At 72.4% G+C, this 22,792-nt stretch carries 26 protein-coding genes; 14 read left to right on the top strand and 12 right to left on the bottom strand.

Annotated features, from left to right (window positions below):
• Positions 1 to 37 precede the first annotated feature (37 nt).
• The 3 genes from AC0NH5_RS12695 to AC0NH5_RS12685 are packed head-to-tail and all read left to right on the top strand — an operon-like array spanning position 38 to position 1,277.
• The gene (locus AC0NH5_RS12695; RefSeq protein ID WP_474403034.1) at positions 38 to 496 is read left to right on the top strand and encodes an SRPBCC family protein; all 459 of its coding nucleotides are present in this window, start codon (positions 38 to 40) and stop codon (positions 494 to 496) included.
• Entirely contained in the window at positions 493 to 843 is a 351-nt protein-coding gene (locus AC0NH5_RS12690) for an ArsR/SmtB family transcription factor (protein WP_474403032.1), read from the top strand. The genes AC0NH5_RS12695 and AC0NH5_RS12690 overlap by 4 nt, the downstream gene beginning before the upstream one ends.
• Positions 843 to 1,277, top strand: coding sequence for an SRPBCC family protein (locus tag AC0NH5_RS12685; protein WP_474403030.1), 435 nt, complete (start codon positions 843 to 845; stop codon positions 1,275 to 1,277). The genes AC0NH5_RS12690 and AC0NH5_RS12685 overlap by 1 nt, the downstream gene beginning before the upstream one ends.
• On the opposite strand, the gene AC0NH5_RS12680 is transcribed toward AC0NH5_RS12685, so the two are convergent.
• Complete coding sequence (locus AC0NH5_RS12680) at positions 1,162 to 2,310, bottom strand: AAA family ATPase (protein WP_474403028.1); 1,149 nt, start codon at positions 2,308 to 2,310, stop codon at positions 1,162 to 1,164. The genes AC0NH5_RS12685 and AC0NH5_RS12680 overlap by 116 nt on opposite strands.
• 67 nt (positions 2,311 to 2,377) lie before the next feature.
• Between AC0NH5_RS12680 and AC0NH5_RS12675 the strand changes: the two genes are divergently transcribed.
• The 5 genes from AC0NH5_RS12675 (at position 2,378) to AC0NH5_RS12655 (ending at position 6,261) form a co-directional block, all read left to right on the top strand.
• On the top strand, positions 2,378 to 3,079 hold the full coding sequence (locus AC0NH5_RS12675) for a hypothetical protein (protein ID WP_474403026.1): 702 nt from the start codon (positions 2,378 to 2,380) through the stop codon (positions 3,077 to 3,079).
• Positions 3,024 to 3,629 (top strand): P-loop nucleotide/nucleoside kinase family protein, encoded by a 606-nt coding sequence (locus tag AC0NH5_RS12670; RefSeq protein ID WP_474403024.1) that lies wholly within the window; start codon positions 3,024 to 3,026, stop codon positions 3,627 to 3,629. Before AC0NH5_RS12675 ends, AC0NH5_RS12670 begins: the two co-directional genes overlap by 56 nt.
• 158 nt (positions 3,630 to 3,787) lie before the next feature.
• Positions 3,788 to 5,524, top strand: a complete 1,737-nt coding sequence (locus AC0NH5_RS12665; protein WP_474403022.1) for a galactose-binding domain-containing protein — start codon at positions 3,788 to 3,790, stop codon at positions 5,522 to 5,524.
• A gap of 79 nt (positions 5,525 to 5,603) precedes the next feature.
• Entirely contained in the window at positions 5,604 to 5,903 is a 300-nt protein-coding gene (locus AC0NH5_RS12660) for a YciI family protein (RefSeq protein ID WP_474403020.1), read from the top strand.
• A 1-nt stretch (position 5,904) separates the two neighbouring features.
• Complete coding sequence (locus tag AC0NH5_RS12655) at positions 5,905 to 6,261, top strand: VOC family protein (RefSeq protein ID WP_474403018.1); 357 nt, start codon at positions 5,905 to 5,907, stop codon at positions 6,259 to 6,261.
• 69 nt (positions 6,262 to 6,330) lie between these two features.
• Here the strand turns inward: AC0NH5_RS12655 and AC0NH5_RS12650 are convergent, their stop codons facing one another.
• Both AC0NH5_RS12650 and AC0NH5_RS12645 read right to left on the bottom strand, forming a co-directional pair.
• Entirely contained in the window at positions 6,331 to 7,080 is a 750-nt protein-coding gene (locus tag AC0NH5_RS12650; RefSeq protein WP_474403016.1) for a MerR family transcriptional regulator, read from the bottom strand.
• 13 nt (positions 7,081 to 7,093) lie between these two features.
• Complete coding sequence (locus AC0NH5_RS12645; protein WP_474403014.1) at positions 7,094 to 8,449, bottom strand: serine hydrolase domain-containing protein; 1,356 nt, start codon at positions 8,447 to 8,449, stop codon at positions 7,094 to 7,096.
• Between the two features lie 103 nt (positions 8,450 to 8,552).
• Here AC0NH5_RS12645 and AC0NH5_RS12640 point away from each other — a divergent pair, with 103 nt between their 5' ends.
• On the top strand, positions 8,553 to 9,032 hold the full coding sequence (locus tag AC0NH5_RS12640; protein WP_474403012.1) for a hypothetical protein: 480 nt from the start codon (positions 8,553 to 8,555) through the stop codon (positions 9,030 to 9,032).
• A 72-nt stretch (positions 9,033 to 9,104) separates the two neighbouring features.
• Here the strand turns inward: AC0NH5_RS12640 and AC0NH5_RS12635 are convergent, their stop codons facing one another.
• Entirely contained in the window at positions 9,105 to 9,677 is a 573-nt protein-coding gene (locus AC0NH5_RS12635; protein ID WP_474403010.1) for an XRE family transcriptional regulator, read from the bottom strand.
• Positions 9,678 to 9,742: 65 nt separating this feature from the next.
• Here AC0NH5_RS12635 and AC0NH5_RS12630 point away from each other — a divergent pair, with 65 nt between their 5' ends.
• The gene (locus AC0NH5_RS12630; RefSeq protein WP_474403008.1) at positions 9,743 to 10,189 is read left to right on the top strand and encodes a DinB family protein; all 447 of its coding nucleotides are present in this window, start codon (positions 9,743 to 9,745) and stop codon (positions 10,187 to 10,189) included.
• A 1-nt stretch (position 10,190) separates the two neighbouring features.
• Here AC0NH5_RS12630 and AC0NH5_RS12625 read toward each other — a convergent pair whose 3' ends face one another.
• Positions 10,191 to 11,126, bottom strand: coding sequence for a hypothetical protein (locus tag AC0NH5_RS12625; protein WP_474403006.1), 936 nt, complete (start codon positions 11,124 to 11,126; stop codon positions 10,191 to 10,193).
• An 88-nt stretch (positions 11,127 to 11,214) separates the two neighbouring features.
• Positions 11,215 to 11,718 carry a GNAT family N-acetyltransferase gene (locus tag AC0NH5_RS12620; protein ID WP_474403004.1) on the bottom strand — a complete coding sequence of 168 codons (504 nt, stop codon included), beginning with the start codon at positions 11,716 to 11,718 and terminating at the stop codon, positions 11,215 to 11,217.
• 52 nt (positions 11,719 to 11,770) lie between these two features.
• Here AC0NH5_RS12620 and AC0NH5_RS12615 point away from each other — a divergent pair, with 52 nt between their 5' ends.
• Both AC0NH5_RS12615 and AC0NH5_RS12610 read left to right on the top strand, forming a co-directional pair.
• Positions 11,771 to 12,298: a TetR/AcrR family transcriptional regulator gene (locus AC0NH5_RS12615; protein WP_474403002.1), complete on the top strand. Its 528-nt coding sequence runs from the start codon at positions 11,771 to 11,773 to the stop codon at positions 12,296 to 12,298.
• 91 nt (positions 12,299 to 12,389) lie between these two features.
• Positions 12,390 to 13,550: an alkaline phosphatase PhoX gene (locus tag AC0NH5_RS12610; protein WP_474403000.1), complete on the top strand. Its 1,161-nt coding sequence runs from the start codon at positions 12,390 to 12,392 to the stop codon at positions 13,548 to 13,550.
• Positions 13,551 to 13,555: 5 nt separating this feature from the next.
• On the opposite strand, the gene AC0NH5_RS12605 is transcribed toward AC0NH5_RS12610, so the two are convergent.
• Complete coding sequence (locus AC0NH5_RS12605) at positions 13,556 to 14,416, bottom strand: NADP-dependent oxidoreductase (protein WP_474402998.1); 861 nt, start codon at positions 14,414 to 14,416, stop codon at positions 13,556 to 13,558.
• 84 nt (positions 14,417 to 14,500) lie between these two features.
• Between AC0NH5_RS12605 and AC0NH5_RS12600 the strand changes: the two genes are divergently transcribed.
• Complete coding sequence (locus AC0NH5_RS12600) at positions 14,501 to 15,406, top strand: AraC family transcriptional regulator (RefSeq protein ID WP_474402996.1); 906 nt, start codon at positions 14,501 to 14,503, stop codon at positions 15,404 to 15,406.
• 179 nt (positions 15,407 to 15,585) lie between these two features.
• Positions 15,586 to 16,383, top strand: coding sequence for an AfsR/SARP family transcriptional regulator (locus AC0NH5_RS12595; RefSeq protein ID WP_474402994.1), 798 nt, complete (start codon positions 15,586 to 15,588; stop codon positions 16,381 to 16,383).
• 100 nt (positions 16,384 to 16,483) lie between these two features.
• On the opposite strand, the gene AC0NH5_RS12590 is transcribed toward AC0NH5_RS12595, so the two are convergent.
• From AC0NH5_RS12590 to AC0NH5_RS12570, 5 genes are all read right to left on the bottom strand, one after another.
• Positions 16,484 to 17,266: an aminoglycoside adenylyltransferase domain-containing protein gene (locus AC0NH5_RS12590; RefSeq protein WP_474402993.1), complete on the bottom strand. Its 783-nt coding sequence runs from the start codon at positions 17,264 to 17,266 to the stop codon at positions 16,484 to 16,486.
• Positions 17,263 to 18,042: a RibD family protein gene (locus tag AC0NH5_RS12585; RefSeq protein WP_474402991.1), complete on the bottom strand. Its 780-nt coding sequence runs from the start codon at positions 18,040 to 18,042 to the stop codon at positions 17,263 to 17,265. The genes AC0NH5_RS12590 and AC0NH5_RS12585 overlap by 4 nt, the downstream gene beginning before the upstream one ends.
• 148 nt (positions 18,043 to 18,190) lie before the next feature.
• A complete protein-coding gene (locus AC0NH5_RS12580) occupies positions 18,191 to 19,255 on the bottom strand; it encodes a hemolysin family protein (RefSeq protein ID WP_474402990.1) in 1,065 nt (354 codons plus the stop codon).
• Positions 19,252 to 20,607: a hemolysin family protein gene (locus tag AC0NH5_RS12575; protein WP_474402988.1), complete on the bottom strand. Its 1,356-nt coding sequence runs from the start codon at positions 20,605 to 20,607 to the stop codon at positions 19,252 to 19,254. The genes AC0NH5_RS12580 and AC0NH5_RS12575 overlap by 4 nt, the downstream gene beginning before the upstream one ends.
• A 48-nt stretch (positions 20,608 to 20,655) precedes the next feature.
• Complete coding sequence (locus tag AC0NH5_RS12570) at positions 20,656 to 22,770, bottom strand: NACHT domain-containing protein (protein ID WP_474402986.1); 2,115 nt, start codon at positions 22,768 to 22,770, stop codon at positions 20,656 to 20,658.
• Positions 22,771 to 22,792 lie beyond the last annotated feature (22 nt).

Below are 22,792 nucleotides of genomic sequence, written 5' to 3'. Positions count from 1 at the left end.
CTAATGTCATGTGCAACCAAAGGTTGCAGGAGGAGTCATGGAGTACGGCGCCATCGAGCGGGAGATCTACATCGACGCGTCACCCGACGTCGTCTTCGCAGTGGTCAGCAAGCCGGAGCACGTGGCGCAGTGGTGGCCCGACGAGGCTTCCTACGACGTCGCGCCCGGAGCCGGCGGGACCATCTCGTTCGGCGACACGGTCGAGTCGTTCGCCGTCGTCGACGTGCGGCCGCCCGACCTGTTCTCGTTCCGGTGGACCCACCCGGCCGGGTCGGTCGCCGCCGCGGGCAACTCGCTGCTGGTCACGTTCGAGCTGAGCGCGAAGGACGGCGGCACGCTGCTGCGGATGACCGAGACCGGGTTCCGGGAGATGGGCTGGGAGGTCGCGGTCCTCGAGGAGCAGTTCCACGCGCACGAGCAGGGGTGGTCGTTCTTCCTGCCGCGCCTCGCGCCTTACGTCGCAACTTTGGGCGTACGACCCGTCGCGCGGTCGTGAGCAGCGATTTCTCGTCGGTGGACGATCAGCTCTGGTCGGCGATCGGGGACCCGACCCGCCGCCGGATGCTCGACCTGCTGCTCACCGACGGCGGCGGCACGGCCACCACGTTGAGTCACCGCATGACGGTCACCCGGCAGGCGGTCGCCAAGCACCTCGCCGTCCTCGACCGGGCCGGCCTGGTCCGGTCGGCGCCGGCCGGCCGGGAGCGCCGCTTCCAGGTCGACGATGTCCAGCTCGCCCGGGCGGCTGCCCAACTGGCCTCGGTCGGCACCGCGTGGGACGCCCGACTGCAGCGCATCAAGCGGATCGCCGAGGCGATCCAGAAAACCCAGGAGGAGAAGTAATGCCGGACATTCTTCATCGCGTCGGGATCAAGGACGCCTCGCCCGAGCGCGTCTTCGAGGCACTGACCACCGTCGACGGCCTGTCGGGGTGGTGGACCGAGGAGACCCGTCTCGTCGACGGGGTGCTGCAGTTCCGCTTCAAGGCGGGCGGATTCGACATGGAGATCGAACGGGAGCGGCCGGCCTCGCAAGTCCGGTGGCGCGTGGTCGACGGGCCGCCCGAGTGGGTCGGCACCACGATCCACTGGGATCTGCGCCAGGACGGCGATTACACCATCGTGCTGTTCAAGCACGAGGGGTGGCGCGAGCCGGTCGAGTTCATGCACCACTGCTCGACGAAGTGGGGCCAGTTCCTGATGAGCCTGAAGAGGCGCGTGGAGACGGGCTCGGGGGAGCCGGCTCCGCGCGACGTGCGCATCGACGACTGGAACTGAGGATCGCGTCGGCGGCCTGCCGCACGGTCAGCCCGTCGGTGTCCACCCGCACGTCGCCGAGCCGATCCCGGTCGAAGGCCGCGGCATCCGCCGCGGCCTTCGCGGCGATCCCGGCCAGGTACGCCGTGGAGCGCCCGGCGAGTGGGTCGCCCGGCTCCGCCCAGCTGCCGCCCCGGCCGCGCAGCAGGACGCGGCGCCGCAGCTCCGCGGGGGAGGCGTGCAGCCGGCAGACCGTCACCGTGGCCGCGGGCAGGGCGCGCCGGTAGGTCTCGATCGCCGCCTGGTCGTCGGCCGGGCCGACGACGGTGAGGCGTGGCGCGCCGGCCGCACGGAAGGCGCTCCACATGCGCGCGAGGATGCCGGCCCGCATCGGGTGGCCGCCGGGGAAGAAGCCGATCTGGTCGAGGTCGACGAAGGCCCCGGGCAGGGACTGCAGGAACGCCGCGTGGCCGGCGGCCGACCTGCCGGCGCCGGTGGGCCCGCACACCCAGAGCACCGGCCCGTCGGCCGGGGGCCGGTGCGGTGCCGGTGCGCCCGGATCGCGCCGGTCGGCCCAGCCCTCGGTCTGCTCCCGGACCCGGGCGACGACCTCGGCCACCGAGAGACCGCTGGTGTCGAGACCACGGCTGTCGGCCTCGGCCGCCCGCAGCGCCCCGGCGATGAAGTCCTCGGCGGCGTTGCGGGCGACGAGTCGCTCGCGCAGCACCGCGCGGTCGGCGCGCAGCCGGCAGACCGTCACCGTGGCGTTCGGCAGCAGGTCGGCGTGCACGCCCCGCTCCGGGTCGTCGACGCCCGACACGATCACGGCCCGCGCCCCGGCCGCCGCGTGCCCCGCCACCACGGCGCTGAGGTTCTCGGCCGCGATCCGGAAACGGCCGGGATCGCCGGCCGGCTCCGGGAAGCACATGTTCAGCTGGTCGATGTCGACGAAGCCGGTGCCGGGCAGCTGCTGGTGAAGCGCCCAGGCGACGGTGGTCTTGCCGGCACCCGGCATGCCGCACACCCACAGCACGGGTGTCCGCTCGGTCGTCACGCCCGGATTCTTCCGGTGCGCCCGGCGGCTGTCGACCGGGTTGGCGGGCGGTCCGTACGCTCGCCCCGTGGCGGAGCGCAAGATCGACCTGACGGTGGTGCGGTGGTACGAGCGCGCGAAGGCGTCCCCGGACATCGCCGCGCGATGGCTGGCGGCGGCCGAGGAGCATCTGCCGGAGGCGTTGCCGCGGCGGTTCGGCGCTCACGAACCGTTGCCGGGCCGCCTGGACCGGGACGGCACCGATGGGTTCCGGGCGGCGTTCGGCGAGACCGAGGGACTGTTCTTCCTGGCCGGATCCGGGCCGGTGCATCACGCGTCGATCGCCGCCCGCCGGCCGCGCACCCATGGGCCGACTGCCGCGCACTCGCTCTCGGTCGAGCTGCCGCCGGACGATGAACGGTTGCGGGGGTTCGTGCTGGCGCTCACCCATCCGGCCACCATCTATGCGTCAGTCTCGACGTCGGGCGGGTCGGTGCTGGACGGTGAGACGGTCTACGGGCCGGCCGAGCGACCGGAGGAGCCTTTTCTGGCGCCGCTCGGGGAGTGGCTGGGATTGCCGCCGGCGCCGCCGGTGTGGTGCTGGTTCGGTCCGGCTTATGCGCGGTTGACGCGGCGGGAGCCGCTGTGGGCAGGCGGACCGTGGGTGGAGGAGAGGCTGTGGGCCCGGCTGGGGGAGACGGATCCGGTCCGGCGGCCGGCTGAGCGGATGCCGCGTGGGCTGCGCCGTTCCACGGTGCGGATGTTGTGGGGTTCGGTGCGCCGAGCTTGAACTGACTGTGCGTGGGCACAATATTGCTGTGCGTGGATATGTGCTTGTCGGTGGGTGGCCTGCGTCCGGGAAGACGACGGTGGCGCGAGGGCTCGCCGAGGAGCTGGGCTTCGCCTATCTGTCCAAGGATGAGATCAAGGAAGCCCTGATGGACGCGCTCGGGGCGCCGGCCAGTGTGGAGCGGTCACGGCGGCTCGGGGTGGCAGCGGTACATGCGGTGCTGCGGGCGGCCCGGGGGTGTCCGGCAGCGGTCGTCGACAGCACCTGGTTTCCCTATGCGCTGCCTCTGGTGCGGAGTCTGGACGGTCCGTTCGTGGAGATCCGGTGCCGGGCCGAGCTGGATCTGGCGCGCGAGCGCTATCACCGGCGGGTGCGCGACGAACGGCATCTCGACCGGCGGCGGAGTGAGGACGAGCTGTGGGGCGATGAGATGCCGCCGCTGGGGGTGGGGCCGGTGCTCGATGTCGACACGATGCAGCCGATGGATGTGAACGAGCTGGCGAGGAAGGTTCGGGAAGCGCTCTCTCAGTTCCGGAACTTCGCCGGCTGACCGGCCCTGAGCTGCGATTTTCCGGAACCGGTGCCGAAACCGGTTCCGGGAGGCATTGACACTCCTGAGCTGCCCGACAACAGTGTCGGCAAGAGAGCGCTTTCACAGGTTGTTCCCCACCTGGAAACAGCTTCGACACATCGAGGAGCCCCGTCCCCATGATCACTCCTGTCCGGAAACGGCCACGCTTCGGCCGTACCAGAAAGGTCGCCCTGAGCGCGGCCCTCGCCGGCCTGATGGCCGGCTTCTTCACCATGACCACCACCCCGGCCGCGGCCGCCGAGGTCCTGGTGTCCCAGGGCAAGGCGGCGACGGCCTCGTCCACCGAGGCCGCCGGCGCCTACCAGGCCGGCGAAGCGGTCGACGGCAACGCCGGAACCCGCTGGTCCAGCGCGTTCGCCGCGTCGCAGTGGTTCCAGGTCGACCTCGGCGCCCCGACCGCGGTCAGCCGGATCGCGATCAACTGGGAGGCCGCGTACGCGCGAGGCTTCACCATCCAGTTCTCCACGAACGGCAGCACGTTCACGCAGGCGTACGCCACCACGACCGGCACCGGCGGGCAGCAGAGCATCACCGTCGCCGGCACCGCGCGGTACGTGCGGATCAACCTGACGCAGCGGGCGCTGGAGGCGTACGGCTACTCGTTCTGGGAGTTCCAGGTCTACTCCGGCGACGGTGGCCCCACCACCCCGCCCACCACGCCGCCGCCCGCCGGATCGACGCGGCTGCTCTCCTACGGCAAGCCGGCGCAGGCCTCGACGTGGCAGAACGACGTCAACTGCAACCCGTGCAGCCCGGACAAGGCGTTCGACAACGACCCGGCCAGCCGCTGGGCGACCAGCTCCACCAACGGGTGGGTGGACCCGGGCTGGATCTCGGTCGACCTGGGCGCCACCGCCCAGATCAGCCAGGTCGTGCTGCAGTGGGACCCAGCCTACGCCCGCAGCTACGAGATCCAGGTGTCCGCGGACAACGCGAACTGGACCCGCATCTACGGCACCACCACCGGTGACGGCCTGAAGGACGTCATCAACGCCACCGGCACCGGCCGCTACGTCCGGATGTACGGCACCGCCCGCAGCAGCGCCTACGGGTACTCGCTGTGGGAGTTCAGTGTCTACGGCACCGGCGGCAGCCCGACCGCCCCGCCCGCGCAGCCCGCCGACCCGGTGTTCCCCGCCACCCGGCTGGTCTTCGCCGACGAGTTCAACGGCGCCGCCGGCAGCAAGCCGGACGGCTCGAAGTGGACCATGGACCCGGGCGTCCCGCAGAACGGCGAGATCCAGTACTACACGCCGAACAGTGAGAACGCCGCCATGAACGGCTCCGGCTCGCTGGTCATCGAGGCCCGCCGGCAGGACTACCAGGGCCGGCAGTACACCTCGCACCGGATGAACACCAGCAACAAGTTCAGCGTGCAGTACGGCCGGATCGAGGCCCGGGTCAAGGTGCCGAAGGGCAACGGGCTGTGGCCGGCGTTCTGGCTGATGGGTGACGACTTCCTCACCGGGCGCCCGTGGCCGTACAACGGCGAGATCGACATCATGGAGGTGCTCGGGCGCAATGTGAACGAGGCGTACTCGACGCTGCACGCCCCGGCGTACAACGGCGCCGGCGGGTACGGCCAGAAGTACGCGACGGTGGACCTGTCCCAGGACTACCACGTCTGGGCGGCCGAGTGGGACAGCAAGGGCATCCGGTTCTTCCTGGACGGCCGGCAGGTCTTCAACGCCGACAAGGCCACCGTGGAGAACACCCGCGGTCCGTGGATCTTCGACCACAAGTTCTACCTGATCCTCAACCTGGCCGTCGGTGGGGACTTCCCCGGCCCGATCGACGCCACCACCCCGTTCCCGAGCCAGATGCTGGTGGACTACGTCCGCGTCTACCAGTGACTGAACGCCAGGGTGTCCGGCCGCGACACCCTGGCTCCGTCCTCCCCGTCCCCCCACTCAGCCATGGCAGAATCCGGCCATGGCTGAGTGGATCTATTTTCTGCACCCGCCGCGCAGCGACTTCGCGGCGACCATGACCGAGGCCGAGCAGGCGGTGTGGGGAAGCCACTTCGCCCGCCTGCAACGGCTGATGGCCGACGGCGTCCTGATCATGGCCGGTCCGACGCTGGGCGAGACCAACACCGGCGTGGCGATCATCGAGGCGCCGGACGAGGCCGCGGCCCGGCAGATCATGGAAGAGGACCCCGCTGTCGCCAGCGGCATCGCCACCGGTGAGCTTCGGCCGTTCCAGGTGGCCCTGCTGCGCGGGCGCGACTGAGATGGCCATCGCGCGTTTCCCGAGTGTCGTCCTGGACTGCCCGGACCCGCAGGCGCTCGCCCGCTTCTACGGCGCGATGCTGGACTGGACGGTCGAGGGCGACGATGACTGGGCGGACGTCCGGGCCGACTACGGGCAGTGCCTCTCCTTCCAGCGTGTCGACCCGTACACGCCGCCGGCCTGGCCCGGTCAGGACGCGCCGCAGCAGATGCACCTGGACGCCGTGGTGGACGACCTGGACGCGGCGGAGGCGGCGGTGCTGGAGCTGGGCGCCACCCGGCACCCGCATCAGCCGGGGAAGCAGTTCCGGGTGCTGCTCGACCCGGCCGGGCACCCGTTCTGTCTCTGCCTGGGCTGAGGCCGGACGGTCACTTCAGGATCCACTCGGCGGCGGGCGTCCCGTGCCGCAGCGGGACCCGAGGGAGACTCAACTCCCGCCGGCCAGCTCGGCGATCCGGATCCAGGCCGGTGACATCGCGCTCGTGGTGAGGGCGGCCAGCCGGGCGGCCACCGGATCCGCCGGCGGCGCCGCCTCGGTCCCGGCGGCCCGGCCTGCGAACCACCGCCGGGCGCGCGCGGCCAGCGCGGGCAGCCGAGGGTCGTCGGCCGGCCAGTCGAAGGCGGCGTCGTAAGCCGCGTACATCGCCCGGAACTCCGGGTCGGCCATCGCCTCCAGCTTGTCGGTGGCCCAGGCAGCCGCCGCGTCCGGGGCCACCGCCTGGAGCAGGATCCACAGGTCGCGTTCCAGCCGGACGACCCGCTCGCTGATCCCGGCGTCGCGGAGCAGGCCGAGGTAGCGGGCCACCTCCGCCGACACGAACAACCGGTCGCCGCCGTCGAGCTGCGCGATGCGCTGCCGGGTGCGGCGCAACTCCTCGGCCCGCTTCCGCAGGCCGCTGTCGATCTCCTCGATGGCCGCGGCGAACTGCTCCGGGCCGGCCGCCAGCAGCTCCCGGATCCGGGCCAGCGGCACGCCCGCCTCGGCCAACGTGCGGATCTTGACGAGCTGGACGGCGTGATCGGCGGTGTACCGCCGGTAGCCGGCGGCGTCGCGCGCCGGCTCGGGCAGCAGGCCCCGCTCGTGATAGACCCGGACCGCCTTGACGGTGACCCCGGCGTAACCGGCGAGCCGGCCGATCGTCAGCAGGTGCCGCCGCCCGGCCGGATCCTCCGTCATGGCACGCATCGTGTCAGACCGCGGCGCGCCGGGTGAGCCGGCCGCCGGAGCACCGGAAGGCCCCGCCGTCCGGGTACGACACCAGGTAGTGCGGGGACAGCCCGTCCAGTGGCACCCCGGCCGGGGCGAACAGGCCCTCGCCGACCGGGACGTACCGCGTCGGCGGGACGGCGAAGGGCCCGCCGACGAAGCCGGTGAAGATCTTCTCCTGCGACGGGTCGGCCGGCTCGTAGGTGACCTGCTCCTCCAGCTCGCCGCCGACCACGCGGACGTCGATGCGGAGCTGATCGGAGCGGAAGGTTCCGGAGAACGGTGTGAGGTCGATCGTTGCGGGCCGGTAGGAGGGGCTCGGCGCGCCCGCGAGCTCGTCGGCGATCTCGTCGTGCAGGGCGAGGACCCGGGCGTCGTTGCCGTACGCCGCGTAGACCAGATCCTGCGACGGGATGACGACCAGCACGGCGACGCCCCCCGGGGAGGCGCCGGTCATGGTCAGCACCCGGGTGCCGGCCACTTCCCGGATCAGCCAGCCGAGACCGACCGCGGAGGTGTTCGGCGAGGTGGCTTCGTGCGTCACGGTGCGCATCAGCGCGATCGACTCCGGCGACAGCACCCCGGCGCCCTCGCCGAGGTGGAGCCGGCCGAAGGCGAGCAGGTCATCGACGGTGCCGATCGCGGTGCCACCGGCCGGTCCCCAGGTGCGCGGCAGCGTGAACATGCCGGTCGGGCGGACCTCGCCGGTGACCGGGTCGGGGAAGTGGCCGATCGCGGTGGACCGCAGGATCGCCTGCTCGGCGGAGGTGCACGCGCCGGTCATCCCGGCCGCCGCGAAGATGTCGGTCGCCAGCAGCTCGTCGTACGGCCGGGCGGTCACCACCTCGAGAAGGCGCCCGGCGACGATCATGCCGCCGTTCGAGTAGCTGACGCGCGAGCCCGGCTCGAACAGGGCGCCGCACTCCCGGCCCAGCCGCTCGACATAGGTCGCCAGCGCGCCCGGGCCGCACGCGTCCGGGAAGAACAGGTCGGCGTCGATGCCGCTGCTGCAGTCGATCAGGTGCCGGACCCGGATCTTCTCGGCCGCGCCCGGCGTGGCCAGCTGGAACTCCGGCAGATAGCTGACGACCGGGGCGTCGAGGTCCAGCGCGCCCCGCTCGACCTCCCGCAGGACCAGTGCGGTCGTCATGATTTTGGTGATCGAGCCGAACAGGAACCCGGTGTCCGCGCCCATCGGCGCCCCGGTCGCGACGTTGGCGACGCCGTGCGCGACGACGGCCTGCTCCCCGCGGTGGTGGATCCCGGCGACGACGCCGGGGACGCCGGTGGTCGCGCAGAAGGCGGCGGTCCGCTCGCTGATGTGAGTGATCGTGTCCATGCCGAAATTCTCGAACCTTGCCCCAGGGGCAAGGTCAAGCGATCGGAGAGAATTGCCGGATGTACGACCTCGGAGACGGCCGCGGCCCGGCCGGCGCGATCCGGTGAGCCGTCGCTACAACTGCCGCTGCGGCAAGAAACGCTACCGCGACGAGCGGGCCGCGCTCGCCGCCGCGGCCACCGACCAGGAGGCGTACGGCGAGGCGGTCACCGTCTACCGCTGCCCGGGCGGGCTGGCCTGGCACCTGACCTCGCACGGGTTCACGCCGCAGGCGCTGCGGTCGGTGGGCCGGCGGCTGGCGTTCGACCTGGTGGAGCAGGGTCAGGTCGAGCTGGCGGAGTTCGGGGCGCGGGCCTACCGGTCGGATCCGCGCAGGTGGGGACGGGTGGAGCGGTGCGCCGCGCGGATGACAGGGCTGGGGCTGGCCCGGTGGGAGACGTCCGGGCGCCTCGCGGCGATCGACCTGCCGGGGCTGCGGCGGGTGGTCCAGGTGGGTCTGGATGCGTACACCGCGGAGAAGGACCCGGCAGCTCCGCCCGGCGGTCGCCCCGCGGGCCCGGGCGGCACCCAGGCCGCGTCGTAGCTACGGGAGCGGTTGTAGGTCGTACCGAACCGTGGGGATTCGGGGTTTGAATCGCGCCCGAAATCACCACGGTCAGGGGGTGGGGAGGTGGGCGCGTTCGCCCTGGGGGCCGAAGAGGGTGAGCAGCTCGGCGGGCCGGCCGTCGGCGCTGCCGAGCCAGTGCGGCGTGCGGGTGTCGAACTCGGCCGCCTCACCGGGGCCGAGTTCGAACTCCTGCTCGCCGAGGACGAACCGGACCCGTCCGTCGAGGACGTAGAACCACTCGTACCCGTCGTGCACCTGGAGCTTGCGAGTGGCCGGGCGCCCGGCCGGTGGATAGATCACCTTGTACGCCTGGACGCCACCGGGCCGCCTGGTCAGCGGGATCACCGTGAACCCGGACCGGCGCACCGGCCGCAGGTGGATCCGCGGGTCGCCGACGGGCGGAGCGGCGACCAGGTCGTCGAGGGGTACGCCGTGGGCCCGGGCCAGCGGCAGCAGCTGCTCCAGCGTCGGCCGCAGCTTGCCGGTCTCCAGCCGGGACAGGGTGCTGGCGGTGAGACCGGTCTCGGCGGCCAGCGCGCCGAGCGTGGCGCCACGCGCCCGGCGCAGGGCGCGCAGGCGCGGCCCGACTCCGGCGAGGACGTCCTGCTCGGTGGTGGCCATCACCCCATGATGCAGATCCGCAATACTTCTTGCAAATTCGGAACGGTGCGGTCGATGCTGGCCCGGTGACAGACGAACTCGGGACCCTGGTGGGATTCCTGAACCACCTGCGGGCGGCCGTCGCGGAGAAGGTCGCCGACGTGCCGGAACCGCAGGTGCGCACGCCCGGCGTGGCCTCGGGAACCAACCTCCTGGGGCTGGTGAAGCATCTGGCGGCGGTCGAGCGGTTCTACTTCCTCGCGGTGCCGATCACGAACCTGCGGCGCACCCTGCGGCCGGTCGCCCGGGAGAGCCGCGACGGCCTGCTCGCCGACTACCGGGAGGCGGTCACCGCGGCGAACGAAGTCGTCGAGACCTGGACCGACCTGACCCTGCCGGCGCCACGCCCGCCCGGCCGCGGCCCGGCACCGGCACGCCGGTGGGTGCTGGTCCACATGATCGAGGAGACCGGACGGCACGCCGGCCACGCCGACATCCTGCGCGAGCAGATCGACGGCTGGACCGGGCGCTGAGTCACCGGCCGCACGCTCCGCACGCGCGACGGGTCCGCAGGTGGTAGTCGGTGGACGCCGCGATCAGGCCCAGACCCCAGACGCAGTACGCCGACAGCGCCGCCACCAGGAAGGTGTCGGAGAACTGGCTGACCGGCTCGGTTGTCGCCAGCTGCACGAAGCCCATGCCGAAATAAGCGACCATCCCGACGCCGAGACCGAAGCCCGGAACCAGCAGCAGCAGGCGCGGGATCGTCCGGCCGCCGAGCAGCGGCACCCACGCCGGCCAGATCTGTCCCCACCGGTGCACCAGTGCCATCGGCAGCAGCACCCCGGCCAGCAGCATCCCGATCTCCAATCCGAGTATCGGGGCGTCCTGCGGCACCAGGCCGAAGCCCACCACGTACTGCGCGGTGAACCGGGCGGTCAGGCCGGCCACCGCCGTGTACGCGGCCCACCGTGCCCACCGGGCCGGCTCGATGCGCGGCCGGGCCTGCGCCCCGGTGCGGCAGCAGGACGCGCAGTCACCGCGGGTGCGCCGCTGGTAGGCGGCGATGGTCAGGCCGAGCAGGACCGCGCCGCCGACACAGGCCAGGCGGCTGGCGAAGGCGACCGGGTCGAAGTGCGGGCCGGGGCTGAGCAGCAGGAGGCCGACGAGCTCCGGAAGCAGGATGCAGGCCGCCGCGACCAGCGTCCCGGCCGACGTCCAGGCCGCGGCGGCCAGCACCGGGCGCCAGGTCGTCGTCCGGTGCACGGCGACCGCCATCACGCCGGCCGTGGCGCACAGCAGGACGGTCCACCAGCCGGTGAAGACGATGAGGTCGGAACCGTACGGCCCGGTGGGCGGCTCGCCGATGGCCCAGGCCACCCGGAGGCCGCCGTAGGCGACGGTCCAGGCGAGGACGGCCCACAGCAGGCGGCGGTCGGTGGTCCGAGGGTTCGATGTTGTCGGCAGCATGAGGTCAGCGTGGCCGGGCGGCCTCCCGGCCGGTTCCCCCGGCGAGGTGGACCGCTTCCCTCCCGCGAGGGAGTGCGGTGACCCGGGTTCACCCTGCGATGACACGCTCCCACGTCTCGGCGACGAGGTCGTGGCCCCAGCTCCGCTGCGGACGCGACTCGCGGAGGGTGAAGCCGGCCGCCTGGTAGAGGCGGCGCGCGGCGACCTGCTCGTCGGTGGTCCAGAGGACGACCTTGCGGTAACCGGTCCGCGCCGCGAAGGTGAGGCACTGCTCGACCAGGCGACTGCCGAGGCCGTGGCCGCGGGCCTCCGGGGTGACCAGGAGGACGCGCAGGCGGGCGGCGCCGGGCTCGTCGTCGGCGATCAGCATGACGCAGCCGGCGCGGACGCCGTCCACCTCGGCGATCCAGAACGCCTCGCGGGCCCGGTCGTGGCCGGTGGCGAAGTCGCCGATGATGCCCGCGACCAGGGCCTCGAACTCGCTGGTGTAGCCGAACTGCCGGTGGTAGATCTCGCCGTGCGCCATCACCGCCCAGCCGAGGTCGCCGGGCCGGTCGGCGCGGCGCACCGTGACCTCCGCTGTCCGCGTCATCGTGACCTCCGCCCACTGAAACGACCGTTTCAGTAACGGTAAGCTACTCCGCATGTCGTCCGCACGCCAGACCGAGCTTCTCGAAGCCGCCTACCGGTACGCGCTGGACAACGGCCTGGCGGACCTGTCGCTGCGGCCTCTGGCGGCCGCGATCGGCTCCAGCCCGCGCGTGCTGATCTTCCTGTTCGGCAGCAAGGACGGCCTGGTCCGGGCGCTGCTGGCCCGGGCGCGCGCGGACGAGCTGGCGTTCCTCGGCGGCGTCGGGGCGGCCGCCGGGCTGGCCGGCACCGCCGAGCGGGTCTGGGACTGGCTCACCACCGACGAGGTGCGGCCGCTGCTCAAACTCTGGGTCGAGGCGTACGCGCGATCGGTGATCGAGCCGGACGGGCCGTGGGCCGGCTTCGCCGCGGACACCGTTCGTGACTGGCTGGCGGTGCTGTCCGCCGCCGGGCCGTCCAGCCCGGAGCGGTTGACCGCCGTCCTGGCGCTGCTCCGCGGCGCGCTGCTCGACCTCCTGGCGACCGGCGACGAACGGCGGATCACCGCGGCGGTGCGGCACCAGCTCCGCGCTCTCGATTGATATCCGCCGATTCGCCCGGCGTTCACCGCGCGCTTCTCCGGTGGACAGCCTGACCCGGCTATCTGGAACCTCACCACATCTTGGAGGTTTCATGGACCGGCGATCACTGCTGCGCGCCACTGTGGCCGGCGCGGGCGGGCTGGCACTGCCGTTCACCGCCTGGTCGGCGGCGTACGCCGCACCGGCGCAGAACGCGGCCGGCCCGTACGGCCCGCTGCAGTCCGCCGACGCGAACGGCATCCAGCTCCCGGCCGGGTTCACCAGCAAGGTGATCGCCCGGTCGCGGCAGGTCGTGCCGGGCACGTCGTACGTCTGGCACGACGCGCCGGACGGTGGCGCGGTGATCCCGAACGGCAGCGGCTGGATCTACGTGTCGAACTCGGAGGTCTCCTCGTCGGCGGGTGGCGGCGCCTCCCGCATCCTCTTCGACGCCAACGGCAACGTCACCGGCGCGTCGCGGATCCTCGCCGGCACCAACCAGAACTGCGCGGGCGGCAAGACGCCGTGGAACACCTGGCTGTCCTGCGAGGAGATCTCGCTCGGGCGGGTGTGGGAGACGTACCCGCTGGGCGGGACCGCGGTGGTGCGTCCGGCGATGGGACGCTTCAAGCACGAGGCGGCGGCGGCCGACCCGGTCCGGAAGGTCATCTACCTGACCGAGGACGAGTCGGACGGGCGGTTCTACCGGTTCGTGCCGACCACCTGGGGCAACCTGTCGGCGGGCACGCTGCAGGTCCTCCGGGCGGGGACCGGCACCTCCGGCTCGTTCACCTGGCAGAACGTGCCCGACCCGGACGGCTCGCCGACGGCCACCCGGTACCAGGTGTCCGGGTCGAAGTCGTTCAACGGCGGCGAGGGATGCCACTACGCCAACGACACCGTGTGGTTCACCACCAAGGGCGACAACCGGGTGTGGCAGGTCAACCTGACGACGAACACCTATGAGCTGGCGTACGACGACAGCCTGGTCAGCCCGGGAACGGCGCCGCTGACCGGGGTGGACAACGTGACCAGCTCGACGTTCGGTGACCTCTATGTGGCCGAGGACGGCGGCAACATGGAGATCTGCCTGATCAGCCCGGACGACAAGATCTCGGTGTTCCTGCGGGTCACCGGCCACGGCGCGTCCGAGCTCACCGGGCCGGCGTTCACCCCGGCGGGCAACCGCCTGTACTTCTCGTCGCAGCGCGGGACGTCGGGCTCGTCGTCCGGCGGCATCACGTACTGCGTGACCGGTCCGTTCCGGACCTGATCCTCTCAGCGGGCCGGCACCAGCACCGTCTTCCCGGTGCGGGTGCCGGCCTCGGCCTCCCGGTGCACGTCCGCCAGGTCGGTGAGCGGGCGCCGCGCCGCGACGTCGACCCGCACCGCGCCCTTGTCGACCAGCTCGACCAGGGCGGTCAGGTCGGCGGTGTCGTTGCGGACGATGAAGTGCACCCCGACCGGGACGGTCGCCGACACCAGGATCCCGCCGGGCCGCAGCAGCTCGCTTGCCGGCGGCTCGGCGGGGATCAGGTGCAGTACGGCGTCAACCGGCTCGATCGTGTCCGGGTTGACCTCGTGCGCCCCCGCTGTCAGCGCCGCCTCGGCGTTGCGCGGGCTCGCCACGGCGATCACGTGCGCCCCCGCGTGCCGGGCCAGCTGGATCGCGTAACGACCGATGGCGCCCACCCCGTTGATCAGCACGCGCTGCCCCTCCCGCACCTGTGCGTGCTCGCGGACGGCCTGCCAGGCAGTTACCCCCGCGATCGGGAGGGCCGCGGCGTCGGCGAGGGGCACGTTCTCCGGGGCGCGGACCAGCACGCCGGCAGGCGCCACCACCAGCTCGGCGGCCGCTCCGCCGTCGAGACGGCCGATCACCCGGTCACCCACGGCGACGGCGCGCACGTCACGGCCCGTCCCGGTCACCCTTCCGGCAAGATCCCAGCCCATGGTGTACGGGAGGACGACGTCCGCGATCGACCGGAGCATCCCCCGGCGCAACCCGATCTCGGACGGGTTGAACGACGTCGCGGCCACCTCGACGAGCACCTCGCCGGGACCCGGAACCGGGCTGTCGATCTCGTCGGCCCGGATCACGGTCGGGTCGCCGTACCCATGCATGCGCATCGCTCTCATGGCCGCCACCGTAAGCAGACCGCGCAGGACGATGAATGCTTCAGGGTCTTCGTTATCGCAGTCATCGTCTCGTACGCTCGCCGCATGGACGTGCTCAGCGACGTGCTCGCCGTGATGCGCACCGGCCGGGCCCGGTCCGCGCTGGTGGGATGGCAGGCGCCGTGGGCCCAGGAGTTCGCGGCGGTGCCCGGCTCGGCCGGCTTCCACGTGGTGCTGCGCGGCTCCTGCGTGCTGACGCGGCCCGGCGCCGAGCCGCTGACCATGGGCGCGGGCGACATCGTGTTCCGCGCGCACGGTGACGGGCACGTCCTCGCCGACACCGCCACCACCCGGCCGGTCGCCCCGGCGTGCGGCCCCACCGCAGTGACGGAGCAGTTCGCGGTGGCCGGCGCCGACCTCGGAACGGTCACCCTCTGCGGCGCGTACGAGCTGGACCCGGACCTGGTGCACCCGCTGATCCGGGGCCTGCCCGACCTGATCCACGTCCCCGCCGACCACGGGCGCCACCGGCACCTCCGGACCACCGTCGACCTGCTCGCCGCCGAGCTGACCACCCCCGGCGCGGGCACCTCGGCGCTGATCCCGGCCCTGCTGGACACGCTGCTCGTCTATCTGCTGCGCAGCTGGATCACCGGCGCCCACCCGGCCGGCTGGGCGGCCGCGCTCGCCGACCCGGTCGTCGGCACGGCGTTGCAGGCCATGCACCGCGACCCGGCTGCCGGTTGGAGCGTGGCCGGTCTCGCCGCCGAGGCCGGCCTGTCCCGCGCGCCGTTCGCCCGGCGCTTCACCGAGGTGCTCGGCGAGCCGCCGATGACCTATCTGACCTGGTGGCGGATGACGGTCGCGGCCGGCCTGCTCCGGCGCACCGACCTGCCGCTGGGCGGGGTCGCGGGGCGGGTGGGGTACGGCTCGGAGTTCGCCTTCGCCGCCGCCTTCAAACGGCGGTTCGGCGTGGCGCCGGGCCGCTACCGCCGGCAGTCAGCCCGCTGACGGGCCCGGTGCGCCGCCGCTCGCTGCCGTCGCGCCCGGCTACCGCGGGCTGGCCGGTGACGGCGCGGGTGGGGCTGGGGACTACCGTCGGCGGGCTGACCGGTATCGGTCGGCCGGACGACGGGACGCCACCGTCGGTGACTGCCCGCCGAGCCGGGCCGTCGTTATGCTGCTGCCTGATGGGGGATGTCGAGATGACCGGTGGCACGTCGCCGGTCGCGCCGCGGTTCCAGATCCTCGGCCCGGTGCGCGCCTTCCGCGGCGCCGAGCCCGTGGACATCGGGCCGGTCAAGCAGCAGGCACTCCTCGCCCTCCTGGTGCTGGAGGCCGGCCGGCCCGTGCCGATGACACACATCGTCGCGGCCCTCTGGAACGGCGATCCGCCCGAGAACGGCGTCGACATCGTGCAGCGCTATGTGGGTGGCCTGCGCCGGGCCCTCGACCCGGGACGGACATCGCTGATCGCGCTGGCCGACGGCGGATATGTGCTCCGGGCCGGTGCGGAGGCCGTCGACGTCGGCGTCTTCCGGGCCGCGGTGGCCCGGGCACACACCGCACACCGCAACGGCGACGCGGAAGCGGTGGACACCCAGGTGCGGCAGGCGCTCGGCCTCTGGCATGACGAGCCGCTCGCCGGCCTGACCGGCCCCGTGTTCGATGCGGCCCGCGCCCGGCTCCGACTGGAACGCGCCACCGTGGCGAAACTTCTGGGGCATGCCGCGCGCTTCCCCACGGCAGCGCCCGGGTCATCGCACTTCCCGGCGGCGGCGACCGGGTCATCCCGAGGCCCGGCGCCGGCGACCGGGTCGGCGCGGGTGCCGGCGACAGCCACCGGATCGGCGTCCGCCTCATGGTCCGCCGCTGCGGAAAGGCCTGTCGACGAGAACCCCGCGGCTGCGGGACCCGCCTATGCCGAGCCGGTCGATCCCTGGGTAGGGCACGACCTGTTCCCGCCCGATCCGAGATCCATGACCTGATCCCAGTGTGTGAAGTTGCGGTGCGCATCGAACCGGAACTTCACACGCTTGATGACCTGAACTCAGTGTGTGAAGTTGGGGTCGGAATCGGACCGGAACTTCACACGGTGGGTTGTGGGGTGGTGGTGAGGACGTGGGTCAGGAGAGTGGCCAGGGCGGACGGGTCGACCGGGGTGGTGAGGGCTCCTTCATGCTGGTGCAGGGCCTGGCGGACGGCCAGGAGCGTCGGGTCTTCGGCCAGGGCCCAGTGCGCGGCGGCCGACTTGGAGGAGTGGACGTTCTCCACGGCGAAGCGCCATATCCGGCAGGCGGTCAGGGTCATGAAGGCGGCGTGCTCGGTGTCGTCGGTGCGGGTCTGCCAGGTGGTCAGCCAGTGCCGGCCGCGGGCCACCAGCCACGGCGCGGGGATCGGGGCGAGCACGTCGTGCGGGTCGGCGCCGAGGAGGGCGCGGCCGTCCCGGGCCGTGGAGAGTTCAGCCGGTAGGTCGGGGGCGGCCGGTACGCGGTGCTCGACCTCGAAGTCGATGGTGGACCGGTCGTAACGGCCCAGGTGGAGCTCGAGGGCGGGCGCCGGGGTGGGGGAGTGGGCCGTCCGGGCGGTGACCACGTCCAGGTCCAGGCCGGACGCGGTGCCGAGGTCGGCGGTGCGGGCCAGGTGTTCGAGGGCCTGCGCGCGGGCGTCGAGGAGGTCGTCGCCGACGATGACCAGCAGGTCGATGTCGCTGCGGCCGGGACGGAAGTCGCCGGTGGTGAGGGAGCCGTGCAGCACCACGGAGCGCACGGTGTCACCGAGCACGGCGGCGCACGAGCGGGCGATGCGCCCGGCGGCGGCCAGGGCGGGCCGGGCGCGTTCGGAATCGGACCCGGCGGGCTGGGTGCTCATGAGGCAGTTGTAGCAGCGCCGGCGCGTTCGTAGTGGGCCCAGATGCTGCCGTCGGCGCCGACGGTGACGTCGACGGTTCGCAGCGGGGTGGGTGGGGCGCCGAGGGCGAGTGGGGGGCCGTCCGCGACGGACGGGGTGTCGAGGCCGCCGACCAGCGCCGGCACCGTGATGATGTGCAGTTCGTCGATCAGGCCGGCACGTAGCAGGGCGCCGTTGAGGGTGCCGCCGGCCTGGGAGACGACGCAGGTGGCGTGCAACCGGGTGCGGAGTCCGGCCAGCGCGGCGGGGAGCGCCACCCGGGCGGAGCCGGCCATCAGGTAGGGGATGTTCTCGCGGCGCAGGTGGGCCAGGTAGGGCAACGGCGTGCTGGCGCACACCAGCACCAGCAGGCGGGTGTCGCCGTCCTGTTTGTGCGTCCAGGGGATCCGGCCGCGGCTGTCCACCACGACGAACCATCTCGGGCTGTGCTCCGGCACGAAGTCCTGGCGCAGGCCGGCGGCCGGAAGGTCGGCGGGCGGCAGGGGCAGCGGGCCGGCTTCGTCGGCGACGAAGGTGCCGCTGCCCTCGAGGACCACGGTGGGGTGGTGCCGTTCCTCGATCGACGCGGTGCGGCGGGCCAGGAGGTCCGGCACGTCCGGGGGCCACGCCGCACGCCACCGGGCGCCGGTGTTCGCGTCGAGGAGCCGCTCGGTGCGGTTGAGCGACACCCGGCCGTCGGCTGTCGCCAGGACCGAGACGATCACCCGGGGTCGCGGGGTGTGCTGATCCGTGGTCATGGCGAAACGGTAGTGGGGACGCGTCGGGTTTCGTCAGTGTGCCGGACCACCGATCTCCGTCCGGCGGGCGCGGCACAGGCCGGTGTGGCAGCCGGGCCGCGGTGTGGCCACGGAAGCTGTCGGACAGGTCGTATCAAATGATCTTGATTTAGAAGCGACCGGCGCGCCGGGCGGCGTGGATCACCGGGTCGGTCTCGTCGTCGAACTGGCCGATCACCTGCTCCAGCAGGTCCTCCAGGGTGATCAGGCCGGTGACGCCGCCGGGGCCGGCGACGAGCGCGAGATGGCTGCGGCGCTGGCGCATGGTGAAGATCGCGTCGACGACGCTGGTGGTGGCGGTCAGCGTGACGGGCGCGGTCATCAGGCTGCGCGCGGTGGCGGGCTGGTCGCGGCTGGTCGCGCGGGCGGCGTCGCGGACATGGACGACGCCGGAGACGGCACCGTCGGGCTCGAGCACCGGAAGCCGGCTGCGGCCGGTGGCGGTGCTGCGCAGTTCGACGGTACGGGCATCGGCGTCCGCGTCCACCGAGACGATCCGTTCCGTCGGCACCATGACCTGCTGCACCGTCGTCGACTGGATCCGCAGCATCGCGGTGAGCAGCTCGTGCTCGGCGTCGGCGATGGTCCCGTGCTCCTTGGAGGTCTCCAGCAGCATCCGCAGCTGCTCGGCGTTGTGCACCTGGGCCAGCTCGTCCTGTGGGGTCACCTTGACCGCCCGCAGGCAGGCGTTGGCCAGGCCGTTGAGCGCGGCGAGGACCGGGCGGAACACCGTGGTGAAACCGACGAACGGGATGGCCAGCAGCTGCGCGGAGGTCTCCGGGTGGCTGATCGCCCACGACTTCGGGGCCATCTCGCCGACCACCACGTGCAGGAAACCGACCAGGGCGACGGCCAGGACGAAAGCCACCACGTACGCGGCGCCGGCCGGCAGGCCCACCGCGGTGAAGACGGGTTCGAGCAGGTGGGCGACGGTCGGCTTGGCCAGCGCGCCCAGGCCGAGCGTGCACAGCGTGATGCCCAGCTGCGCGCCGGCCAGCATCATCGACAGGCTGCGGGTGCCGGAGAGGGCGGCGCGGGCGCCCCGGGAACCGTCGGCGGCGGCCTGTTCGAGGCGGTGCCGTTTCGCGGCGACCAGGGCGAACTCGGCGGCCACGAAGAACGCGTTGAGCGCCAGCAGCAGCAGCGAGATCAGCAGCGACCAGGAGGTGCTCATGCGGACAGCTCCTGATCATGGATGACGGTGAGCGCGATGCGGCCCGGCACGTGCCGGTGGATGGAACGCACGGTCAGCCGGGCGATGCCCTGCGGCAGTGGACTGCCGTCCTCGCCGACCAGCGCGGGCAGCTCGACGTCGATCCGCTCGTCGACCGCGGGCAGATGGCCGAGACGGGCCAGGATCAGGCCGGAGACGGTGTCGTACATGTCGTCGCCGGGCAGCCGCACCCCGGTCACCTCGGCGATCTCGTCGACCCGCGCCCGGCCCGGCACCAGCCAGCCGCCGTCGCCGTCACGGTCGATGCCGGGCTCCGGCAGGTCGTCCTCGTCGCGGATGTCGCCGACCAGCTCCTCGGCCACGTCCTCGAGGGTGATGATGCCGGCGAAGCCGCCGTACTCGTCGACCACGATCGCCATCTGCCGGTGCGCGGACTTCAGCCGGTCCAGCACCTCGGGGAGGCGGGCCGACTCGGGCACCGCGACCGGCTCGGTGGCGAGGTCCCGGACCGGGGTGGTGTGCCGGTCGGCCGGGTCGAGGGTGACCACGTCGGCGATGGCCACCACGCCCACCACGTCGTCCAGGCCGTCGTCGGTCACCGGGAACCGGGAGTGGCCGGTGTCCAGCAGATCCACCACCCGCGCGGCGGGCTCGTCCGCGTTGATCGTGGTGACGTCCACCCGGGGACGCATGGTCTCGGCGGCGGTACGCGTCCGGAAGTCCAGCCCGTGGTCGAGCAGCAGGGCCGCCCGTGGGTCCAGAGCGCCCTGCGTGCCGGAGTTCTCGATGATGCGGTCCAGGTCCTCGGCGGTGGCGCCCTGCGGAAGCTCCTCCACCGGCTCGATCCCGACGGCCCGCAGCAGCCGGTTGGCGGTCGCGTCGAACAGCCGGATCAGCGGTCCCGCCACGGTGAGGTACACGATCGTGGAACGGGACAGCGCCTTCGCCAGGGTCTCCGGTTTCGCGATGGCCAGGTTCTTCGGGGCCAGCTCGCCCAGCACCATCTGCACCACCGTGGCGAACAGCAGGGCGAACACCATCGAGACGGAGGTGGTGACCGCCCCCGGCAGGCCGGTCGCGCCGAGCAGCTCGGCGGTGCCCTTGCCGAGGAACGGCTCGGAGACGTACCCGGCGAGCAGCGCGGTCACGGTGATGCCGACCTGCGCACCGGAGAGGACGAAGGACAGCCGCTGGGTGACCGTGAGGGCGCGCGCCGCGGCGGGGTCGCCCTGGTCGGCCATCGCCTTCAGCTGCTCCCGGTCGACAGCGACGTAGGCGAACTCCTGCGCGACGAAGTAGCCGGTGGCAGCGGTGAGCAAGACGATGCTGAGAATGCCGATGGTGATCAACACGGGTGGTACGTACCGCCTCCGGCCAGGTCATCGGGCATGTACCGCAAATTAGCACGGGTCGGCTGGACGGACGCTGTGGCTGAGGGAGGTGGTCGTCACTGTGCCGGTGAGGGAGCGGATGCCGGCAAGTTCGTCGCGGAGCAGGGCGTGGCGGAACTGGTAAGTGGCACCGGACTGGCGGAACACGCCTCTGCTGCAGGCGTCCTGAAGGAACGCGGCGACCCGCCACGGGAGTCGGCCGGTGAGTGGCAACCACAACCGGGCGACGAGCAGCCATTGGACCCACGCTGTCCGCACGGCGACGAGAGGCGTGAGGAGCATCCCGGTCGCGATGGCGAGAAGGGCCGTCGGCAACTGGTCCGTCGATGGCGCCGTGACGGCGAAGACGATGATCGGCGAGCCGAGCGCGGTCGCTGCGATCTTTGTCATCGAGTGGCGGCGATCGGCGGTGAGTGAATGGAGAACGGTCGGTGTGGACGGTATGTCCATCGGAGCGCTGAGGCTCCGCACCAAACCCCAGGCGACGCCGCCGACAAGGGCGAACGGAGCCGAGAGGCCGAAACCGATCAGGGCGAAGAACGCACCGGCCGAGGCCGCTTCGGCCAGGTTGCGCCCTACGTCGAGCGGTGTGGCGGTGCCGATCAGCATGATGCCCACCAGCGAGACGACCGACGCGATGGCCGCGAGGATCAGGAGGGCCTGACCCACAGTCGTTGCGATGTTGCGGAAGACACCTCGGAGACCGAGCGCCGTGTTCGCCGGCACCGGGGCCTTCCGGCGCAGTCTCAGACCGGCGCCCGCAGCGATGGAGGCGACGGCGACGGTCCACCAGCGGAGGGATTCGGGTTCGAATGCCGCCGGTGCCAGCACCAGCGCGAGAAGCAGCGCCGCGAAGGCGGTGAAGCCCAGCGACCAAGCCGGTCTGTTCACCGCGTCGCGCAGGGACCACCAGGCCAGCTCGTAGGTATCGGTCCGCACCAGGTGGCGCGCCAGGAAGGTGTGCCATCGCAGCGCCCGGCCGGCGGGCCATCGACTGTCCGGCTGGTTGTAGACGGCAGGTACATATGCGGTGAGCAGGTGTCGCTCCAGCGCCGGCGGATCGGGAAACCGGTGCCGATCGAGTAGTTCGGCCGGGTCACCGTCGGCGTAGACCGAGCGGGCCAAATAGATCATCAGCGGCTTGCCCAGCGTCTCGCGCAGCGGGGCGTCGTAGCTCAGAGCGTCGACGATGCCGGTCCAGAGGCCACCCGCGCCGTCGAGGGCCGGACGCGTGGTGGTGCGAGGCAAATATGCGGCGATGTCCTCGATCGTCAGGTCGTCGACCGCGATGATCGCCGCGCCGGTCAGGACATCGGAGTCCTCCACCGCCGCCCGGAACTCGGCGGGGCGGGTGGCCAGGATCAGCGGTGTGCCGCTGTGCCGGTTCAGTTCGCGCAGGGCCGGGCCGCGCAAGCGGGGGCTCATCTCGTCGAAGCCGTCGAGCACGAACAGGACCCGCCCGGTCCGCACGAGTTCGGCGGCCGTGTCCGCGAAGCGCGGGTGGTCGGGCCGGATCTGCCCGGCCAGCCAGTCGTCGAACGTGACGGTGACCGGGTTCCACGTCGCCATGGTGACGATCACCGGCACCCGCTCGCCGGTGGAGGGTGCGGCGGCCAGTTCGGCGACCAGGCGCATCAGCAGGACGGACTTGCCGGAGCCCGCCTTGCCCACGACGACGAGGCGGCCGGAGGGAATCCTCCGGTACAGGCTGCCGATCTCGTCGAACCGGCCACCGAGTTCGAGGTCACCGCCCTCGGCCCCGACCGGCTGCCGCAGGATGTTGGCGAGGTGATCGGAGAGGTTGCTGGAAGCGGCCCGCCAGGTCGTCGGCAGCGGAACCGGGTCGTCGACCTGCCGATTCCCCCACTCCCGCCGCATCCGGCCGGCGACTGCCCGGGCGAGGCCGGCAGCCGCCTCGTCGAGGTCGGACTCGGTCGGGGTGGTGGCCGGTGGGCGCCGTAACTGGAGCACGAGGGCGATGGCGAACAGGAGCCCGGTGACCGTCCAGATGACGGGGCGCCACCAGGCAGCCGACGGCTCGATCGAATTGGTCGCCAGGTTGCCGGTCAGGGCGAGCGCGAAAGCCACACAGGCGGTGAGGGTCGGTGCGAGACGTCGGCGCACGTCACCTCCGAAGGCCCGGGTG

This window comes from Actinoplanes sp. 13, from assembly GCF_056134165.1.
Note: the sequence above shows the minus strand (reverse complement) of the source record. Positions and strands in the feature narration are given on the sequence as shown.